General features: G+C 69.7%; 18 protein-coding genes and 1 pseudogene. 10 read left to right on the forward strand and 9 right to left on the reverse strand.

What is annotated here, in order from left to right:
• Positions 1 to 78 precede the first annotated feature (78 nt).
• Positions 79 to 906, reverse strand: coding sequence for a hypothetical protein (locus PSC72_RS17465; RefSeq protein WP_274322703.1), 828 nt, complete (start codon positions 904 to 906; stop codon positions 79 to 81).
• Positions 907 to 973: 67 nt separating this feature from the next.
• A complete protein-coding gene (locus PSC72_RS17470; RefSeq protein WP_274322704.1) occupies positions 974 to 1,348 on the reverse strand; it encodes a response regulator in 375 nt (124 codons plus the stop codon).
• A gap of 201 nt (positions 1,349 to 1,549) precedes the next feature.
• Here PSC72_RS17470 and gatE point away from each other — a divergent pair, with 201 nt between their 5' ends.
• From gatE to PSC72_RS17485, 3 genes are read left to right on the forward strand one after another with little or no spacing between them, the layout of a single operon-like run.
• Positions 1,550 to 3,427, forward strand: a complete 1,878-nt coding sequence (gene gatE, locus PSC72_RS17475) for a Glu-tRNA(Gln) amidotransferase subunit GatE (RefSeq protein ID WP_274322705.1) — start codon at positions 1,550 to 1,552, stop codon at positions 3,425 to 3,427.
• Positions 3,428 to 3,434: 7 nt separating this feature from the next.
• Positions 3,435 to 4,430, forward strand: a complete 996-nt coding sequence (locus PSC72_RS17480) for a hypothetical protein (protein ID WP_274322706.1) — start codon at positions 3,435 to 3,437, stop codon at positions 4,428 to 4,430.
• Positions 4,427 to 4,921: a hypothetical protein gene (locus PSC72_RS17485; RefSeq protein ID WP_274322707.1), complete on the forward strand. Its 495-nt coding sequence runs from the start codon at positions 4,427 to 4,429 to the stop codon at positions 4,919 to 4,921. Before PSC72_RS17480 ends, PSC72_RS17485 begins: the two co-directional genes overlap by 4 nt.
• Positions 4,922 to 4,983: 62 nt before the next feature.
• Here PSC72_RS17485 and PSC72_RS17490 read toward each other — a convergent pair.
• The 3 genes and pseudogenes from PSC72_RS17490 to PSC72_RS17500 form a co-directional block, all read right to left on the reverse strand.
• A pseudogene (locus PSC72_RS17490) lies at positions 4,984 to 5,655 on the reverse strand (DUF2071 domain-containing protein).
• Positions 5,656 to 5,744: 89 nt separating this feature from the next.
• Complete coding sequence (locus PSC72_RS17495) at positions 5,745 to 6,533, reverse strand: RNA methyltransferase (RefSeq protein WP_274322708.1); 789 nt, start codon at positions 6,531 to 6,533, stop codon at positions 5,745 to 5,747.
• Complete coding sequence (locus tag PSC72_RS17500) at positions 6,533 to 7,060, reverse strand: hypothetical protein (protein WP_274322709.1); 528 nt, start codon at positions 7,058 to 7,060, stop codon at positions 6,533 to 6,535. Before PSC72_RS17500 ends, PSC72_RS17495 begins: the two co-directional genes overlap by 1 nt.
• A 121-nt stretch (positions 7,061 to 7,181) precedes the next feature.
• Here PSC72_RS17500 and PSC72_RS17505 point away from each other — a divergent pair, with 121 nt between their 5' ends.
• From PSC72_RS17505 to PSC72_RS17530, 6 genes are all read left to right on the forward strand, one after another.
• Complete coding sequence (locus tag PSC72_RS17505; RefSeq protein ID WP_274322710.1) at positions 7,182 to 7,487, forward strand: DUF7577 domain-containing protein; 306 nt, start codon at positions 7,182 to 7,184, stop codon at positions 7,485 to 7,487.
• A gap of 151 nt (positions 7,488 to 7,638) precedes the next feature.
• Positions 7,639 to 8,847 (forward strand): dihydropteroate synthase, encoded by a 1,209-nt coding sequence (gene folP / locus PSC72_RS17510; protein WP_274322711.1) that lies wholly within the window; start codon positions 7,639 to 7,641, stop codon positions 8,845 to 8,847.
• 126 nt (positions 8,848 to 8,973) lie between these two features.
• The gene (locus PSC72_RS17515) at positions 8,974 to 9,789 is read left to right on the forward strand and encodes a 6-hydroxymethylpterin diphosphokinase MptE-like protein (RefSeq protein ID WP_274322712.1); all 816 of its coding nucleotides are present in this window, start codon (positions 8,974 to 8,976) and stop codon (positions 9,787 to 9,789) included.
• 177 nt (positions 9,790 to 9,966) lie between these two features.
• On the forward strand, positions 9,967 to 10,209 hold the full coding sequence (locus PSC72_RS17520) for a hypothetical protein (RefSeq protein WP_274322713.1): 243 nt from the start codon (positions 9,967 to 9,969) through the stop codon (positions 10,207 to 10,209).
• A 135-nt stretch (positions 10,210 to 10,344) separates the two neighbouring features.
• A complete protein-coding gene (locus PSC72_RS17525) occupies positions 10,345 to 10,572 on the forward strand; it encodes a hypothetical protein (protein WP_274322714.1) in 228 nt (75 codons plus the stop codon).
• 67 nt (positions 10,573 to 10,639) lie between these two features.
• Positions 10,640 to 12,025, forward strand: a complete 1,386-nt coding sequence (locus PSC72_RS17530; protein WP_274322715.1) for an FAD-binding oxidoreductase — start codon at positions 10,640 to 10,642, stop codon at positions 12,023 to 12,025.
• A 375-nt stretch (positions 12,026 to 12,400) separates the two neighbouring features.
• On the opposite strand, the gene PSC72_RS17535 is transcribed toward PSC72_RS17530, so the two are convergent.
• Positions 12,401 to 13,417: a TIGR04024 family LLM class F420-dependent oxidoreductase gene (locus tag PSC72_RS17535; RefSeq protein ID WP_274322716.1), complete on the reverse strand. Its 1,017-nt coding sequence runs from the start codon at positions 13,415 to 13,417 to the stop codon at positions 12,401 to 12,403.
• On the reverse strand, positions 13,414 to 14,184 hold the full coding sequence (locus PSC72_RS17540) for an SDR family NAD(P)-dependent oxidoreductase (RefSeq protein ID WP_274322717.1): 771 nt from the start codon (positions 14,182 to 14,184) through the stop codon (positions 13,414 to 13,416). Before PSC72_RS17540 ends, PSC72_RS17535 begins: the two co-directional genes overlap by 4 nt.
• A 233-nt stretch (positions 14,185 to 14,417) precedes the next feature.
• Between PSC72_RS17540 and PSC72_RS17545 the strand changes: the two genes are divergently transcribed.
• Positions 14,418 to 15,587 (forward strand): hypothetical protein, encoded by a 1,170-nt coding sequence (locus tag PSC72_RS17545; protein ID WP_274322718.1) that lies wholly within the window; start codon positions 14,418 to 14,420, stop codon positions 15,585 to 15,587.
• 32 nt (positions 15,588 to 15,619) lie between these two features.
• Here PSC72_RS17545 and thiC read toward each other — a convergent pair whose 3' ends face one another.
• Positions 15,620 to 17,071, reverse strand: a complete 1,452-nt coding sequence (thiC, locus tag PSC72_RS17550) for a phosphomethylpyrimidine synthase ThiC (RefSeq protein WP_274322719.1) — start codon at positions 17,069 to 17,071, stop codon at positions 15,620 to 15,622.
• Positions 17,072 to 17,220: 149 nt separating this feature from the next.
• Positions 17,221 to 17,514 carry a hypothetical protein gene (locus PSC72_RS17555; protein WP_274322720.1) on the reverse strand — a complete coding sequence of 98 codons (294 nt, stop codon included), beginning with the start codon at positions 17,512 to 17,514 and terminating at the stop codon, positions 17,221 to 17,223.
• Positions 17,515 to 17,591: the final 77 nt, after the last annotated feature.

Consider the following 17,591-nt stretch of genomic DNA (forward strand, 5'->3'; position numbering starts at 1 on the left):
AAGCGAGCGCCTCCCTAAATACGTGCGGGGAGCGAAGCGACCCGCGAGTAGCGTGATCCGGACGAAGTGTGGACCACGTTACGACGAGCGATCGGTTTCTTCAGCGTCCCACTCGGGCGGATCCACGGTCGTCTCTCCCACCTTTTCGTAGGCGAACGTGTAGCGGACGCGTCGGGGTTCGCCGACCGACCGGACGGTGTAGGAGGCGTCGAGCGAGCGGACGAATCCCTCCGGCGAGACGACGGCGACGACGGTGTAGTCGGTCACGCGGTCGTCGTCGGGCCGGCTCCAGTTACGGCCGACGACCTCGTAGTGGCGCCGGCCGTCGACGCTGACCGCGGCGACCGTCGCCGACTCGACGTCGAGATACCGCTCGATGGCACTGGCGGCGCTCAGCCCGATGTGCCGGTGGGCGGTCGCGTCGACCGGGTGGCGGCGCTGGCGCTCGAAGTCGGACCGGCCGACGTACCGGTAGCGGACGATCCGCTCGGTGCCGTCGGCGTACTCCGAGTAGTCGGCGACGCTCGTCAGTCCGGTACGGAGCCGAACGCGCTCCTGGCCGGTCCAGACGTGGTAGACCGTCTGCGACTCGACCCGCGCGACCGTGCGGTCGAACAGCGGGACGGACTCGTTCGGGTGGGTGGTCGTCCCGCGGCGCTCGCGCCAGACGTACGAGCGGTTCGCGGTCGCCGCGCGGTGGGCGGCGACGAGCGCGTCGGCGTCGGCGACGGCGTTGGCCGTCACGCCCGGCGCGACGGGCCACTGCTCTGGCGTCGGCGTGACCTCCGGGACCGGTGCGGGCGTCAGCGTGTCCGTCGCGGGGTCGGCGCGCTCGTCGCCGCCGAACAGCGAGCCGCAGCCGGCGGTGACCACGACCGCGAGCGCGACGAGGAGGCGCCACCGCATCGACCGCACTACAGGCGCGGCCGGCAAAAACCGTCGCATCGACCGGGCGGCGTTCGGTATCGAACGCTCATCTCTCGGTCAGATACGGCTTGAGGACATCGACGTATCGCTGGGGAACGGTCGGTTTCTCGATGTACCGATCCACCTGCGGTAGTTCAGATTTCGCCCCGTTTATCTCGGATTTCGTGCCCGTCATCACGACGACAGGGGTCTCCGGTCTGGCGGACTGCAGGGCGCTCAACACTTCTCCGCTCGTCGTTTGAGACAGGTTCCAGTCGAGCAAGACGACGTCGAGTTCGGGGCTATCCTCGTACTCGCCTCGTCGATGTATGAAGGCGAGCGCTTCCTCCCTCGTTTTCACGCTGTGGATCGCCGGGGCCAGTTGCGAGGCGCTGAACGCCTCCTCGACGAACCGGATATCTCCCGGGTTGTCGTCCACCACGAACAAGTTTCCACCCGTCACGGAATCCACCCCATTACCCACCCAACGAAATAGGTGAATATGAGTCCTTTGTAAGTCGGGAGCCTACCGCACGGTGGTTCTCTCCGACGCCGTCCGTGCGAGCGCGATTCACTGGGGCGCGCCGCCCGGGCGGCGACCGAAGGGTGTGTTTTTTGCCCGACGCCCTCGCAGGACTCACCAATGAGCGACGCCGACTACGACTACGAGGACCTGGGGCTGGTGGCAGGGCTGGAGATCCACCAGCAACTGGACACGGCGCACAAGCTGTTCTGCCCGTGTCCCACCGAGCTCCGGGAGCCCGAGGCCGCCCAGCGGACGTTCACGCGCTACCTCCACCCGACCAAGAGCGAACTCGGGGAGATCGACGAGGCCGCCCTCGAAGAGAGCATGGTCGACCGCGAGTTCGAGTACCTCGCCTACGACACCACCTGTCTCGTCGAGGAGGACGACGAGCCGCCCCACCGCGTCGACCGCGAGGCGATGGACGTGACCATGGAGATCGCCCAGTTGCTCGACGCGACGGTGGCAGATCAGGTCCACGTCATGCGGAAGATCGTCGTCGACGGGTCGAACACGACGGGGTTCCAGCGGACGATGCGCGTCGCCGGCGACGGGGCTATCGAGACCGACGAGGGCACGGTCCGCATCGAGGACCTGATGCTCGAAGAGGAGTCCGCACAGCGCGTCGAGGAGACCGATGCGGGGGTGCGCTACTCGCTCGACCGGCTGGGGATCCCGCTGGTCGAGATCGGGACCAAGCCGGACATCCGCTCGCCCGAGCAGGCCCGCGACGCCGCCGAGCGCATCGGGATGCTCCTGCGCTCGACGGGGCAGGTCAAGCGCGGCTTAGGTACTATTCGCCAGGACGTCAACGTCTCCATCGCCGAGGGCGCCCGCGTCGAGATCAAGGGCGTCCAGAGCCTCGACGACATCGACGACATCGTCCGTAACGAGGTCCGCCGGCAGGTCGAACTCCTGGATATCGCCGACGAACTCCAGGCGCGCGACGCGTCCGTCGGCGACCCGCGGGACGTCACCGAGGTCTTCGAGGACACCGACTCGGGCGTCATCGGCGGCGCGCTCTCCAGCGGCGGGAACGTGATGGCCGTCCGACTGGAGGGCTTCGACGGGCTCGTCGGCCGGGAGATCCAGCCCGACCGCCGGCTGGGGACCGAACTGTCCGACCACGCCAAGCGCCACGGCGCCGGCGGCATCTTCCACACGGACGAACTGCCGGCCTACGGCGTCACCGAGGAGGAAGTCGACGCCCTGCGCGAGGCAGTGGACGCGAGCCCCGAGGACGCGGTCGCGCTCGTCGCGGACGACCCCGAGACGACCGAACTGGCCGTCGACGCGGTTGTCGAGCGCGCGGCGGACGCCCTCGAACTGGTCCCCGAGGAGACCCGCGGCGCCAACGAGGACGGCACGACGCGCTACCTGCGGCCGCTGCCGGGCGCGGCGCGGATGTACCCCGAGACGGACGTCCCGCCCGTGGAACCCGACCCCACCGAGGTCGACCAGCCGGAACTGCTCACCGAGAAGGTCGAGCGCTACCAGGCGGAGTACGACCTCGACTCGGGGCTGGCCGAGCAGGTCGCCTACGGCGAGTACATGCCGCTGTTCGAGGAGGTCGTCGCCGACGGGGTGGACCCGACGCTGGCGGCCGGCACCCTCGAATCGACGCTGACGGAACTGCGCCGCGACGACGTGGCCGTCGAGAACCTGACCGACGAGCACCTCGCGGACGCGCTCGCGCTGGTCGACGGCGGCGAGGTGCCCCGGGAGGGGCTGGACGATTTGCTGCGAGCGCTCGCGGCCGACCCCGCCCTCACCGCCGAACAAGCGGTCGAACAGCAGGACCTGGGCGGCGTCGGCGCCGAGGAGGTGCGCGAGGCGGTCGTGACGGTCGTCGAACGCAACGCCGAGCAGGTCGAGACCGAGGGGATGGGCGCCTTCTCCGGGCTGATGGGCGAGTGCATGGGCGAGCTCCGCGGGAAGGCCGACGGCGACACGGTCAGCAGCGTCCTCCGCGAGGAGATCCAGGAGCGAGCGGGGTAGGATGCCGATGAGGGCGACCCGGCGACGCGGCGCGAGTGCGCTCGTCGCGACGCTCCTGCTGGCGGTCGCGACCGTGACGCTGGCCTCGGTGCCGCCGCGGCCGCTCCGGAGCGTCGTGACGCTCGTCAACTCGCTCGGACTGCGCGTCGCGACCGACTGGCTGGCCGTCGTCGCGCTGTTGAGCCTCGGCGAGCGGGTCGCCACCGGCGAGGAGTCGATCACCCGGCCGTCCGTCCGGCGGCTGGCGATCGCGGTCTTCGTCGGCGGCGTCGCCATCGAGGTGTCGCCGCTGGTCAGGCTGGTCGCCGAGCCGTCGTCGGTCACGGAGACAGTGCTCGTCAACGGCGTCGCGGGCGCCCTCCAGGAGGGGCTGTTCGCCGCCGGCCTGCTCGTCGCGACCGCGGCGGGCGGCGCGGTCCTCCGGGACGCCCTCGGCGACCGGGACACCGGCGGGCTCCCGCTCGCACCGACCGACCACCGCCTCCCCCGGGTCAGCCCGCGGGCAGTCGTTCGCGTGGCGCGGGTGATGGGCGTCGTCGCCGCCCTCTGGTTCGGGATCGAGGTGGCCTCTCGGCTGGCGCTCGGGGCGCCGTACTTCTGGCTCGCGGTCGGCGGATCGGCCGTCGGGGCGCTGGGCGGGGCGGTCGACTACGGCGTCCTCGCCGTCGCCTTCCTCGCGCTCGCGGTCGACGGCGCGGACGTCCGGTCGGCCGTCGGCGGTGCCGCCGCCGTCTGGCTGGTGCTCGTCGTCCTCGGGATCGCGGTCGGCGTGCTCAGCGCGGGGCTCGGCGTCGTGCTCGTCGGCGCGACGGCGACGCCGATGGGCGCCGTCGAGGCCGCCGGGATGGGCCTGTGGCCGGCGCCCGAGTCGTGGACGCTCCTGCTCGCGACCGGGACCTTCCTCGCCGGCGCGGCCGGGCTGTCGATAATCCAGCGGACGGTCCCCGAGCGCGACGGGACCGAGACGGGCACCGCGGTCGACGACTCCGGGGCGCCGCGATGAAGTCGGGCGCCCACGCCGCGATCTCGCTGGTCGTCGGCCTCGCCGCGCTCGCGGTAACGACTCCGCCGATCCCGATGTGGGCGGTCGTGGCCGTCGCGGTCGCCGTCGGCGTCGGCATCGACTTCGACCACTTCTTCCTCGCGTGGTACAACGCGGGGGATCTGGACCCCATCTACCGCTGTCTGCGCGACCCGCGGATCGTCTTCTTCGCGCAGGACGAGATCTTCGAGGAGGGGATCGTGGGGGCGCTGAACCGCCTGCTGAGTCACGTCGTCATCGGCGGGATCGCGGTGCCCGCCCTGTGGCTGTGGCGGCCGTACCTCGCCGGCCTCGTCGGCGCCTCCCTGTACGCCCACCTGCTCGCCGACCTCGTCGCGACGACGCGCCACGGCGTGGTCGTCGAGCGCGGCGACGGGACGGTCGCCGACGGTCGCGCCGCCGCCGACGGCGACGCCCCGGCACGCAGCGACGGCGGACGGGAATCGGAGTAGAGAGACGGGATCGCAGTCGACTGACCGCCGAGTGGCCCGACCAGCGAAGCGACTGCGCCGACTCAGGCCCGCTTCGTCAGCCGGATGTCGGTCCCGGGCGAGTACTGCAGGATCGGATCGGCGCCGCTTTCGACGCCGACGGCGTCCAGCAGCCCGTTCTCGCGGACGTTCCCGGTGGCCGTCGCCAGCCGCCAGGGGCCGTGGCCGATCTCGCCGTCGCGACCGTCCGGGAGGTAGTAGCGATAGCGCTCGGTCAGCTAGGCGACGAGCGAGTCCGGGTCCGCGGGCGTCGGATCGCCCTCGGGGGCCAGGGACGCGACGTAGCGCGCGCCGTCATCCGACTCGGTCCGGACTCGTATCGACTCGGCCGTCCGCCGCAGGTCGACCGGCGCGCGGACGTACGGGATCCCGAAGGCGATCCGACCGCCGAGCGTCGCGAGTCTGCTCGGGGCCGCGACTCGCAGGAAGAAGACGCCGACAGCGGGATCGCCCAGTCCGGGGGCGGAGTCCCCGTCGGGGACGACGTAGGTTCGGCAAGCGACCTGGGGAAATTCGTAGCGACCGGGGAGACCGCCGAGGCCAGCCCGGGTCCGCTGGGCGAGGACGGAGACCCAGGCGGTCCCGTCCCGCGTCGCGGGCGCAAGCGCGTCCGGCAGTACCGCCGCGAGGCTCGCGGGCTCGACCGGCCAGTGCGCGAAACAGACGTCCCTGACGTCGGCGCGTGCCAGCGGCATCGTCCCCGCTTCGCCCACCGGTCGTAAATAGGTCGGCGGCCCGTTCCGGTTCGGTCACCACCGCGCACAGATCGCCGTGCCGCCCGGGCTCACTCCTCGTCGCGTCGCTCGACCGCTTGCGCCGCGCGGCGGAAGATGCCGCGGAGGGTCGTCGCCTCCCGCCCGGTGGGGTGTGCGCGGCCGACCAGCCGCCGCCAGAGCCGCCGGGCCTTCGGCCGCTTCTCCTCGGGGTGGTCGATCGCCTCCAGGAAGTCCCCGAACTGGTCGTCGAGTCCTTCGACCGCCCGCTCCTCGGCGCGCTGGTGGCGCTCGTCGGGGTGTTGGGTCTCGGCGACGGTCAACTCGCGGAGTTCGTAGAGGACGATGGTGGCCGCCTGGCCGAGGTTGAGGACCGGGTAGTCGGCGGCGGCGGGGATCGAGCAGACCTCGTCGAGGCGGGCGAGTTCGTCGTTGGTGAGGCCGACGCGTTCGCGCCCGAAGACCACGCAGGTGTCGGTCTCGACGCCGCGGAGGCTGTCGGCGAGTTCCGCCGGGGTCTTGAACGGATAGCGGGTGTGGCTCCGTTCGTCCTCGTTCGTCACCGCGGTCGAGCCGACGGTGTGGAAGTTCTCGACGAGGTAGTCGAAGCTGACCTCGCGGGCGTTCGGGAGGACGTCCTCGCGGGCCTGCCCGGCGAAGCCGTAGGCCTCGCCCTCGGGGTCGAGTTCCGGCGGATCGACCAGCAACAGGTCCGAGAGGCCGAAGTTCTTCATCGACCGGGCGATGGTGCCAATGTTACCCGGCGTCTCGGCGTCGACGACCGCGACGGTGATCGAGGGGCCGCCGGCGTCGGGGTCCGTGTCGTCGTCCGCGGCGGGCCGGTCTGCTTCGTCGGTCATCACTCGATGTCCAGGTCGGTCAGGTCGAGGTCGAGCGCGTCGAGCTCCTCGTCGTCCATCTCCTCGATCTCCTCTTCGAGGCCGGGGAGTTCGTCGTCGGGGTCGGGCGCCTCGGGGACGCTGTCGGGGTCCTCCTCGACGTGTTCGAGTTCGAACCCCTCGGGCGAGCGGCCGCCGTCGGCGAACCAGTCGTGGAACGCCCCCTGGAGCTCTCGCTCGCCGGCGAGGCGCTTGCCGCCCTCCTCCTGGAACCAGTAGACGAAGTCGGCCTCGTGGTCGTCACAGAGGAGGACCTCGCCGAGCGGTTCGCCGTAGATGGCCTGCGCGGGGTTGCACCGCTCGATGTCCTCGTCGCCGTGGACGAGATAGCAGGCGTCGCAGGGCTCGCCCATCATCGCCGAGAGGCGGACGATCCGCTCGCGGGTGTCCTCGTCCATGTTCCCCAGCGGCCGGATCCGGCCGTCGGCGTCGAACACCGCGTCCTCGTCGAACCGCCAGCCGCGGAGACCGATCGAAACCTTGCCCATGTCGGCGGGTAGACGACGAGTCGACAAAAAGCGCCCGTGTTGGCGCCGCCGGGAGGAGGCGGCGAGACCGGAGATTCCGCTCGACCCACGATTTATGTAGACACGTTACCTTGTCTCACGCATGGCCAGTCTGGTGGTCTTCCTGGCGATGGTGTTCGCGGCGGGGCTCGCGCTCGGCGTGGTCGCGATGGGCGCGTGGCTCGCACTCGGGCGGGTCGCGGCGCACGCGCCGCGGAACGACGAGGTGTTGCCGTCGCACTACTCGACGCTCGTCAGCACGACGCCCTCGAAGTATCCGGGGTACTGCCCCGACTGCGGGACGAACAACGACCCGGAGTACAGCGTCTGCAAGAACTGCTCGTCGAAGCTGCCGGAGTCGCGCTACGAGCGGTCAAAGGGCGCGCCGAACAGTTTCCTGAACCAGTGACCGGTCCGGGTCCTGAACCAGTGACCGGCCCGGGCGCGGCCTCCGCACGGGCGAGTGAGCGTGAGCCGGCCGGCAGGCGGGCGGCCGCGGGTCGGCGAGCACCGGCGGACGCATCGCACGGTTTTTGCGGTCCCAGTCCGCAGGGGCGCGCATGCAGAACGTCACCGCCGCGGGCCTGGGGATCGGCGACGACTACCCCCCGCGGATCATGGGCGTCCTCAACGTCAGCGAGGAGTCGCCCTACGACCCGAGCGTCTTCGACGACCCCGGCGAGGCCGCGGCGTACGTCGACGACGAACTGATCGGCGAGGGCGCCGACATCGTCGACGTCGGGCTGGAGTCCGCCAACAAGCGCTTCGACGTGCTCTCGGCCGAGCAGGAGCTCGACCGGCTGGACACCGCCGTCGAGACGCTCCACTCGACCTCCGGCGACGCCGTCTGGAGCATCGAGACGCGCTACGCCGAGGTGGCCGAGGCCGCGCTGGACCGCGGGTTCGACATGGTCAACGACATCGCCGGCTTCGCGGACCCGGAGATGCCGGAGGTCTGTCGCGAGTACGACGTGGCGGTCGCGAAGATGGCGAGTCCGCCGGACCTGACGAAACCCGGCGCCGTGCGGGCGACGCCGTGGGCCGAGCGCCGGTCGGCGGAGTGGGCCGAGCGGGCGGACTACGTCGACCAGGTGTACGAGGCGCTGAAACAGAACGGCCTGACCGACAAGACCATCGTCGACCCGGCGTTCGGCGGGTGGGCCGAAGACCAGACCCTGGAGGACGACCGCGAGACGTTCCGCCGGTTGCGGGAGTTCCGCGGCCTGGACCGGCCGATGCTCGTCTCGATCAACCGGAAGAACTTCCTGCGGTCGATCGCCGACCGCTCGACCGAGGAGGCGCTGCCGGTGAGCCTCGCGGCCACGTCGATGGCCGTCGAGCGCGGCGCGCACGTGATCCGGACCCACGACGTGGCCGAGACGCGCGACGCCGCCCTCGTCGGCGACGCCTTCGCCCGCGAGCGCGGACGGAGCGGTCCCGGCCGCGATGCCGGTGACCTCACCGTCGAGGAACTGGACGTGACGACCCCGGCTGAGGCGGCCCGACACTTCGAACGGCTGGGCGTCACCGACGCCGACCCCGCGGTGGCCGTGAGCCGGCTGTACGCCGTTTCCGGCCTGAACGAATCGACGCGGAAACGCCTGCGGGCGGCGGCGGAGGCCACGGGTTGTCGGTTCCTGCTCGCCGAGGACGGGGGCAGGGGGTTTTTATGTGGATCGGCGGCCGCGCTGGCGGCCCTGGCGGACAGAACCGACGTTCCACGTCCGCTCGCGGGGACGCTGCCGGGCGGCGGGGCCGAAAAGAGGTGAGAAAACTTATACCGGATGCGCGAAAACGGGTGGGTGAAGGCCGAAAGGGCACCTGGGTAGGGGTACCTTGTCCGTGCCACTTCGGCTAATCCGGTTTATTGGCGACCAACTACCGTAGCGACAGCCATGGAATTTCACGACTGGGAGCCCGTCTACGAGGCGATCCTGTCCGATATGGGGTTCGACCGCGCCGCCGACGAACGGGCCCGCGACCTGCTCGCCGACCTGGTCAGCGACGGTGATTCCACCGGCGAAGCGGCCTCCGGCGGAGGTGCGGGCGCGTCAGACGCTGGCCCGGACGCGTCAGACGGAGACCCCGATCCCGGACTTGACCCGTCGGACGCGATCGAAGCCGACGCTCGCACACTCTCACCGTCAGACCTCAACTACTCCGGCGAGACGGTCGCTATCGTCGGTGCGGGGCCGTCCCTCGACGCGGAGCTCGATCGCGTCGAAGCGGCCGAACGCGTCGTGGCCGCCTCGGACGCCGCCGCTCGACTTCGGGAGGCCGGACTCGCGGTGGACTGCATGGTGACAGACCTCGACGAGGAGAGCGACGTGGCTCGCGAGTTGACGCGGGAGGGGAACCCCGTCGGCGTTCACGCCCACGGCGACAACCGCCCGGCGCTCCGCGAGCGGGTACCGCGCCTTGCGGTCGAGTACGTGCTGCCGACGACCCAGGCGGCGCCGGCGGGGCCGGTCCACAACACCGGTGGATTCACCGACGGCGACCGCGCCGCCTTCCTGGCCGACCACCGCGGCGCCGCAGCACTGGTCTTCGCGGGCTGGGACTTCGACGACCCGGACGTCGGACCGATCAAGCGCCGGAAACTCGTCTGGGCCGAGCGGCTGCTGCGGTGGCTGGAGGCCCGCCGCGGCGAACGCTTCGACGTGCTGGACGGGCGGCGCGACGCCATCGACGAGTCGGCCCTCCCGAGATAATCCGTTCAGACAACAGAGTGACGTGTTTTCCCATCGCTACACGTCCCACGGACGACGCCGTCGGGCGCGGTGCGACCGATGTACGCGACGCCGACTCGTCCGCGTCGTCATCTGGTAACCACTCCGTACAGATTTCGCAGGTGACAATTTATAGACGGACACCGTAGTATCAGCGCGATGACCGAAAACGCGGGGGCGCGAGACGGGACCGAACTGGGCGGTGGGCGAAACGAGGCCGAAACGGGCGGAGACCGGAACGGGACCGACGCCGTCGACGAGGAGGCGCTGGTGGGGGAATGCACCGAATGCGGGCAGGTCTACTCGTTACAGATGGGTGCGGACGGCGCCGTCGTCCCGCTCGGGACCGACGGGACCTGCCAGTGCGGCAACGACGAGTTCGAACCGCTGACGGGGGCGTAGAAGAGTCGACCCGACCGGGGCTCGCCCGTCGCACAGCTCGCGGCGAATGGCGCGTCTCGGTGGCGATCTGGCGGCTCTAACTGTTTTGGCGCTCCGGTTATTGCCATCCGCTCCCGACTTCCGACGTGGTCAATGATGGATCGAACGAGGGACACGCGCGACGAGCAGTTCTGGAGTGCCCGGAACTTCGGCGCGCTGTTGGTCTTCACTGCGCTGGTTTCGGTCGCACTGCGCACGACGACCGGCCACTGGCCGGCCGACCTCGGCGGCTGGGCCGCGGCGGCGTTCGCCGGCGTCGGCCTCGTGCTCATCGGCCACTCGCTGACGCACCGGATCACCGCGAAGCAGTCGGTGAGTCAGTGAACGGCGGTCGTCGGGGCCGTCTCCTCCGCCGACGGAGCTAAATGCGACGGGACCGCTCACTCAGGCAATGACCGACTACGCCTTTCTGACCGACGCCGTCGGCGACGATCGGGTGTCGGTCGACGAGTACGCGCGCGACGAACACGCCGGCGACTGGGGCACCCACCCCGAGGACGAGGTCCGCCCCGACGCCGTCGTCTGGCCGACGACCACCGAGGAGGTGTCGGCGATCCTCGCCGGCGCTCACGAGCGAGGGATTCCCGTCACCCCCTACGCCGCCGGGACCGGACTGGAGGGCAACGCCGTTCCTGCCCACGAGGGCATCAGCCTCGACACCACCCGAATGAACGAGATTCTCGACGTTCGCCCCGAGGACCTCCAGGTCGACGTCCAGCCGGGCGTCCTCGGCAGCGCCGTCGACGAGGCCGCGGCTGAGCACGGGTTGACCTTCCCGCCGCTGCCCTCGTCGGGCGACATCTCGACCGTCGGCGGGATGATCGCGACAGACGCCAGCGGAATGCAAGCGGTGAAGTACGGCGTCGTCGGCGACTGGGTGCTCGACCTCGAAGCCGTGCTCGCCGACGGGACCGTGATCTCGGCCGGCAGCGAGGCCGTCAAGAGTTCGGCGGGATACAATCTCAAAGACCTGATCGTCGGCAGCGAAGGGACCCTCGCTGTCGTCACCCGGGCGACATTGCAACTCGCCGGCCGACCCCAGCAGATCCGCGGCGGGCGCGCCGTGTTCGAGACGTTCGAGGACGCGGCTGGGGCCATCGCCGACGCTATCCAGTCGGGCGTCGACGTGGCGAAGATCGAACTGCTGGGCTCGTTCGCGGCCGAGGTCGCCAACGAGTACGTCGGCACCGACCTCCCCGACGCCCCCATGGTGTTCGTCGAGTTCCACGCCGACCACGGCGTCGACGAGGAGATCGACTTCTGCCGGGCTGTCTTCGCCGACTACGACCCCCTCTCCTTCGAGATGGCCGCCGACGAGGAGATGGCCGAGCTGTGGGAGCTGCGCCGCGAGATGGCCTACGCGCTCGACGACTACCGCGAGCACCTGCGACCGCTCCACCCCGGCGACGTGACCGTCCCCATCAGCGCGTTCCCGACGATCGTCCGCGAGGCCCGCGAGGTCGCCGAGGACCGCGACCTCCCGATGGCCTGCTACGGCCACGCCGGCGACGGCAACCTCCACTACGAGATCCTCGTCGACCCCGACGACGAGGAGATGGTCGCCCGGGGTGAGGACGCCTACGAGCGCATCGTCGAGAAAGCGATCGAACTGGGAGGGACAGCCACCGGCGAGCACGGCGTGGGGCTGGGCAAGCGGCAGTTCATGAACCGCGAGCACGGCCGCGACTCCGTGGCCGTCATGCGTTCGATCAAGGACGCGCTCGACCCCGACGGGATTCTCAACCCGGGGAAGATCTTCCCGGACGAGTCTGAGTAAGGCGGTTTTCGAGGCGTATCGGGCCCAAATTTTCAGTGGCGCGCGCTGTCGAGCGTGCCGAGCGATAGCGAGGCCGCGAGACGGAGCCGTGCGAGGGATGAGTAGCGCAAGGAGCGACGCGACTGAGCAACGCAATCGGCTGGGGAGGCGTGTGGCTGTCTGCGGTGCTGTGCCGGGCGGGACTGAAAGGGGCCGACAGCTGCGGGAACCCGGACGAAGCAAGCACCGCAGCGTAGTGAGGAGCGCAGCGAGTCCCGGGACCGCAGCGGTCGGGGGCTTTCAACGCCGGTAGTGACGAGTCAGGAGCGCTGTAGTCGATTCACGGCCTGCAACTCTCACGGCTTCCGCTGGAGTCCTCGTGGCGCTCTCCACCAGCTACTCCGGAGCGAGCGCGCGCATCGTCGCGTCGATTTCCCCTGGCTCTGCGCCGCGTGGGAACGAGACGGAAACGGCGTCGACGCCGTCGATGGCTTCCCACTCGGCGTATCGCTCGCGGCACTCGTCGGGCGTGCCGGCGACGCCCAGGTCGTCGAGCAACTCGTCGGAGACCGCGGCCTCGGCGGCGTCGTGATTCCGGTTGGCCCACTCGCTGGCGATCTCGACGGCTTCGTCCTCGTAGCCCTGCCGTTCGAGGGCCTCGCGGTAGAACGTGCCCATCGCGCCGACGTAGAACGCGAGGTGGTTCCGGGCCAATCCCCGGGCGCGCTCGCGGTCGTCCAGCGCGAGACAGGGGAGCGAGAGCGTCACGCGCAGGTCCTCGAACTCCCGATCACCCAGTTCGGCGCCGCGCCGGAGGTCGTCGAGCCGGTCGCCCAACCCGTCTCGGGTCAGCATCAGCGCGTGCCAGCCGTCGGCGAATCGACCGGCCAGTTCGACGGACTTGGGCCCCATCCCGGCCGCGTCGAGTCCCGGGGGCGTATCCGGCGGATCACAGCGTAGACGCAGACCCGAGAGCGTGAAGATGTCGCCGTCGTACTCCACGCGGTCGCCCGAGAGCACGAGCCGGATGATATCGATGGTCTCGCGGGTCCGACGCAGGGGCCGGTCGTAGTCTACGCCGTGCCAGCCCTCGACGACGGCGGGCCCGCTCGGCCCGAGACCTACCCTGAGTCGGCCGTCGGAGACTTCCTGCAGGGTCGCCGCGGTCTGGCCGATCAGGGCGGGCGAGCGGGAGTAGACGTTCGCGATGGAGGTGCCGATACCGATCTCGTCCGTGCGCTCGGCGATAGCGGTCAGCACCGTCACGGCGTCGCGGCCCCACGTCTCGGGTAGCCACGCGCGGTCGTAACCCAGTTCCTCGGCGTCCTGTGCGTACTCGACGAGCGTGTCTATCGACGGCTGGGCGGCGACGGGGAGGAACACGTCGCGGGTCGGGGTGGAGTTTCGAGTCATAGGTCGGGGGTCTCCTCGATGTCCGGCACGCCGCGGGCGGTGACCGTCTCGCCGACGAGGAACGAACTGGCGTCGCTGGCGAGGAACTGCGCCACGTCGGCGATCTCCTCGCTCAGGCCGACGTTGCGGTCGAAGTTCCCTCGATCGATATCACCGGGTTCGACGCCCATCTGGCTGGCGACCCCGGGCGTGGCGACGTACCCGGGCGCGACGCAGTTGACGCGGATCCCGTCGCCGGCCCACTCGTAGCCGAGCGTGCTCGTGAGGTTGATGATCGCCGCCTTCGCGGCGCCGTAGTGGCTCATGTAGGGGGCGCCCTGCTGGCCGGCGACGCTCGCCACGTTGATCACCGTCCCGTCGCCGTCGGCGAGGTGCTCGCGGGCGGCCTGTGTGCAGTTGTACGTTCCGGTGAGGTTCACGTCGACGACGCTCTCCCAGCCGTTCTCCGAGATGTCCTCGAAGCCGGCCATGAAGCTCGCCCCGGCGTTGTTGACGAGACAGTCGATCGTGTCGAATTCCTCGGCCGCCGCGTCGACCAGCGCTTCGACCTCGGCGCGTTCGCGCACGTCGCACGTCCGGCCGACGGCGCTGCCGCCGTCCCCCTCGTTCAATTCCGCGACCGTCTCGTCCACGTCGTCCTCGGTCCGGGCGCAGATCGCTACGTCGGCGCCGTCGGCGACGAACTGATCGGCGACGGCGCGGCCTATCCCCTTCGTTCCCCCGGTGACGACGGCCGTCTGGCCGGCCACGGAGAACCGGTCGGTCACCGTCTCACCTCCGCTGTGGTACTACGTCGCATACTCGTGTCCGGGGCCCGCAGACCCAAATAGGTGCGTAGCACTCGCGACAACTCGCGCGGGGTTTGAACCTGCCAGCTCGTCTCGACGTTCTGATGACACCTCGTCTCGTGCGAGGCGCCGAGTGCACAGCGGGGTGTCGACCGGGCACCGCTGTCACCACCCGAATCCTTATCCGAACTCTCTACTCCTGTACGACCACTGTGGGAGGTACGCCCCCGAATCCCCGGACCGGCAGGCGCCGCTTCGTACAGGCGACTGGCGCGATGCTGGGGATCGGTTCCGGCCTGTCCCGGGCAGTGGACGCCACCCGCACGGCCGACGTCCGGATCGTCGAGGCCGATCCAGACGCGGGCTTCAACTATCCGTACCTCCTCTCCGTCCCCTCGGCAGGGTCAATCCGTCCTGACGCGTCGATTCTCGTCCAGCCCAACGACACGCCGGGCGGGACGACAGACGAGTTCGAGAAACACCTCGAGGGCGCGCGCCAGACGATGCGAGGATTCCCCCGGGCTATCGCGGACGAACTCGGGGTCCCGGCCCTCGTGCCCGTCTTTCCGCGGCCGGACTCGGACCCCGTCGATTGGACCCACTACACCCACCAGCTGGACCGAGATACGCTCGCGATCGACGGGGGGCCGCTCGAACGGATCGACGAACAACTGCTGTCAATGGTCGATCACGCTATCGACAGGATCGAGGCCGAGACTGGCGTATCCGTCCGGGAGGAGATCATGCTGAACGGGTTTTCCAGCTCGGGCCACTTCGCCGATCGATTCACCGTGTTGCACGCGGAGCGGGTGCTCTCGGTCACAGCCGGCGGTCTCAACGGGATGGCCCTGCTGCCGCTGGCCGAAGCGAACGGCGACGCGTTGCGCTACCAGGTGGGAATTGCCGACGTCGAATCGCTCACCGGGTCGCCCGTCGACCTCTCAGCGCTCTCCGAGACCAACCAGTTCCTCTACATGGGCGCCGAAGACACGAACGACACCTTACCGCACGACGACGCCTGGACGAGCGACGCCTTACGCGAAACCGCGCGCCAGGTCTACGGGGACGACATGACCACAGAGCGATTCCCGTTCTGCCAGACCGCTTACGAGCGGGCGGGTGTAGCGGCCCAGTTCCGACTCTACGAAAACCTGGGACACGAATACGCGAGCGAACCGGAGATAATCGAGTTTCACCGCCGGAGTCTAGCCGGTGAGGACGTGAGCGTGTACGGCCGCGACCTCGAGGACGGCGCCGCTGGCGAAGTCGACGTGGGCGGGGTGGACGTTCCCGAACAGCTACTCGAGACGTTATCGGCGGTGACCGTGGGCGTTCTGGGGCTCTTCTTCGTCTACTGCTTCCGCGCACTCTCGGACGAATAGGGCCGATTCAACCGCGTCAGGCTCTCGGCGCACTAATCGTCCGCGGGTTCCTCGTGATCCGGATGGGGGTACTCCACGAACTCGGGGAGGTCGGGCACGTCGGCGGCGTCGTGCTCGCCGACGGGCGGCCGGTTGACTTCGGCGGCGGGCGACGCTTCGATGTCCGTCTCGTCGTCGATGGCTTCCATCGTGCCCTCGCCGTCGGCGTCGCGGGCGTCCTGGTCGATCCGCATCGAGCAGAAGTCGACGCCGCACATCGAGCAGAAGCGGGCTTCCTTGTAGTTGTCGCCGGGCAGGGTCTGGTCGTGGAACTCGCGGGCGCGCTCGGGGTCCAGCGCGAGTTCGAACTGCCGGCGCCAGTCGAATTCGTAGCGCGCCTCCGAGAGGGCGTCGTCCCAGTCGCGGGCGCCCTCGCGGCCGTTGGCCACGTCGGCGGCGTGAGCGGCGATACGGTACGCCGCCAGTCCCTCGCGAACGTCCTCGGCGTCGGGCAGGCCGAGGTGTTCCTTCGGCGTGACGTAGCAGAGCATCGCCGCGCCCGCCCGCGCCGCTTCGGTCGCGCCGATGGCGCTGGTGATGTGGTCGTAGCCCGGCGCCACGTCGGTCACGAGCGGGCCGAGGACGTAGAACGGCGCGCCGTCACACACCTCCTGCTGGCGCTCGACGTTGTCCGCAATCTGGTCCATCGGCACGTGGCCCGGCCCCTCCACCATGACCTGCACGCCGTGGTCCCACGCGGTGCGGGTGAGTTCGCCCAGCGTGTCGAGTTCGGCGAACTGCGCCTCGTCGCTGGCGTCGGCGAGACAGCCGGGCCGCAGGCCGTCGCCGAGACTGAAGGTCACGTCGTGCTCGGCGAATATCTCGCAGATCTCCTCGAACTTCGTGTACAGAGGATTCTCCATGCCGTTCTCCTCGATCCACTGAGCCAGGATCGAACCGCCGCGGGAGACGATGCCGGTCTTGCGGCCGTCCGTGAGCGGCAGGTGCTCCATGCGGACGCCGGCGTGGATGGTCATGTAGTCGACGCCTTGCTCGGCCTGCTTCTCGATGACGTCCAGTAGGAGTTCGTGCGTGAGATCGGCCACGTCGTCGACCCGCGTGACGGCCTCGTAGATGGGGACCGTCCCGACCGGCACCGGCGAGTACTCGACGTTGGCCTCGCGGATCCGGTCGAGGTCGCCGCCCGTGGAGAGGTCCATGACCGTGTCCGCGCCGTAGTGGACGGCGGTGTGAAGCTTCTCCAGTTCGTCCTCCAGGTCGCTCGTGGTCTCGCTGGCGCCGATGTTCGCGTTGACCTTCGTCCCGAACTCCCGGCCGATGATCATCGGGTCCAGCGAGTCGTGGCCGTGGTTCGACGGAATGACCGCCTGCCCCTCGGCGACCTGCTCGCGGACGAACTCGGGCGTGGCGTTCTCGCGTTCGGCGATCCGCTCCATCGCGGGCGTGACCTCCCCGTCTCGTGCGCGCTGTAGTTGCGTCGGCATAACTACTAGGTTATACTACCGGGTGATAAACGTTGCTGGTCCGGTGGTCGCGACGGGGAAGCGGGCGCTACTGGCACGTCGAGTTCAGAGAAGCGATGGGCGATAGCAGCGGGTCGAGTCGCAGAACGCGGCTGTCGAGTTCGGAGGCGTCACCAGCCCCAGAGGAGCGTGCTGGCGGGGTCCGAATAGGTCTCCTCGTCCTCGGACCGGGGCGAGGCGTCCCGGCGAGCCGCGAACCGGAAGACGAGATAGCCGAGGGTGACGAGGGCGATCCCGGTCGCTCCTTGTATCAGTTCCGCCGTCCCGGGCGTGAGATCGGTGGCGGTTATCACCGGGAAGGCGACGACGAGCGCGAGGAAACCGCCGACCAGCGCGAACGCCATCGCGGTCAGCGTTCCCGCGACCGAGACGAATCGCTCGTTCGACGGCAGTTGAGGCGTCATCTCGGTAGTTCGAATTGTCTCGTTATTAACCTTTTCACGGGTCGCGCCGCCGGCGCGAAAACCATATCAGTCCTCGC

The sequence above is a fragment of the Halosimplex aquaticum genome, from assembly GCF_028747785.1.
GTDB classification, from domain to species: Archaea; Halobacteriota; Halobacteria; order Halobacteriales; family Haloarculaceae; genus Halosimplex; species Halosimplex aquaticum.

Coding starts and splice junctions, on each gene's coding strand:
- PSC72_RS17485 (WP_274322707.1), top strand. CDS start 4,427: ATGAAGTCGGGCGCCCACGCCGCGATCTCGCTGGTCGTCGGCCTCGCC.
- folP (WP_274322711.1), top strand. CDS start 7,639: ATGCAGAACGTCACCGCCGCGGGCCTGGGGATCGGCGACGACTACCCC.
- PSC72_RS17515 (WP_274322712.1), top strand. CDS start 8,974: ATGGAATTTCACGACTGGGAGCCCGTCTACGAGGCGATCCTGTCCGAT.
- PSC72_RS17505 (WP_274322710.1), top strand. CDS start 7,182: ATGGCCAGTCTGGTGGTCTTCCTGGCGATGGTGTTCGCGGCGGGGCTC.
- PSC72_RS17525 (WP_274322714.1), top strand. CDS start 10,345: ATGGATCGAACGAGGGACACGCGCGACGAGCAGTTCTGGAGTGCCCGG.
- gatE (WP_274322705.1), top strand. CDS start 1,550: ATGAGCGACGCCGACTACGACTACGAGGACCTGGGGCTGGTGGCAGGG.
- PSC72_RS17520 (WP_274322713.1), top strand. CDS start 9,967: ATGACCGAAAACGCGGGGGCGCGAGACGGGACCGAACTGGGCGGTGGG.
- PSC72_RS17495 (WP_274322708.1), bottom strand. CDS start 6,533: ATGACCGACGAAGCAGACCGGCCCGCCGCGGACGACGACACGGACCCC.
- PSC72_RS17500 (WP_274322709.1), bottom strand. CDS start 7,060: ATGGGCAAGGTTTCGATCGGTCTCCGCGGCTGGCGGTTCGACGAGGAC.
- PSC72_RS17480 (WP_274322706.1), top strand. CDS start 3,435: ATGAGGGCGACCCGGCGACGCGGCGCGAGTGCGCTCGTCGCGACGCTC.
- PSC72_RS17535 (WP_274322716.1), bottom strand. CDS start 13,417: ATGACTCGAAACTCCACCCCGACCCGCGACGTGTTCCTCCCCGTCGCC.
- PSC72_RS17465 (WP_274322703.1), bottom strand. CDS start 906: ATGCGGTGGCGCCTCCTCGTCGCGCTCGCGGTCGTGGTCACCGCCGGC.
- PSC72_RS17555 (WP_274322720.1), bottom strand. CDS start 17,514: ATGACGCCTCAACTGCCGTCGAACGAGCGATTCGTCTCGGTCGCGGGA.
- thiC (WP_274322719.1), bottom strand. CDS start 17,071: ATGCCGACGCAACTACAGCGCGCACGAGACGGGGAGGTCACGCCCGCG.
- PSC72_RS17530 (WP_274322715.1), top strand. CDS start 10,640: ATGACCGACTACGCCTTTCTGACCGACGCCGTCGGCGACGATCGGGTG.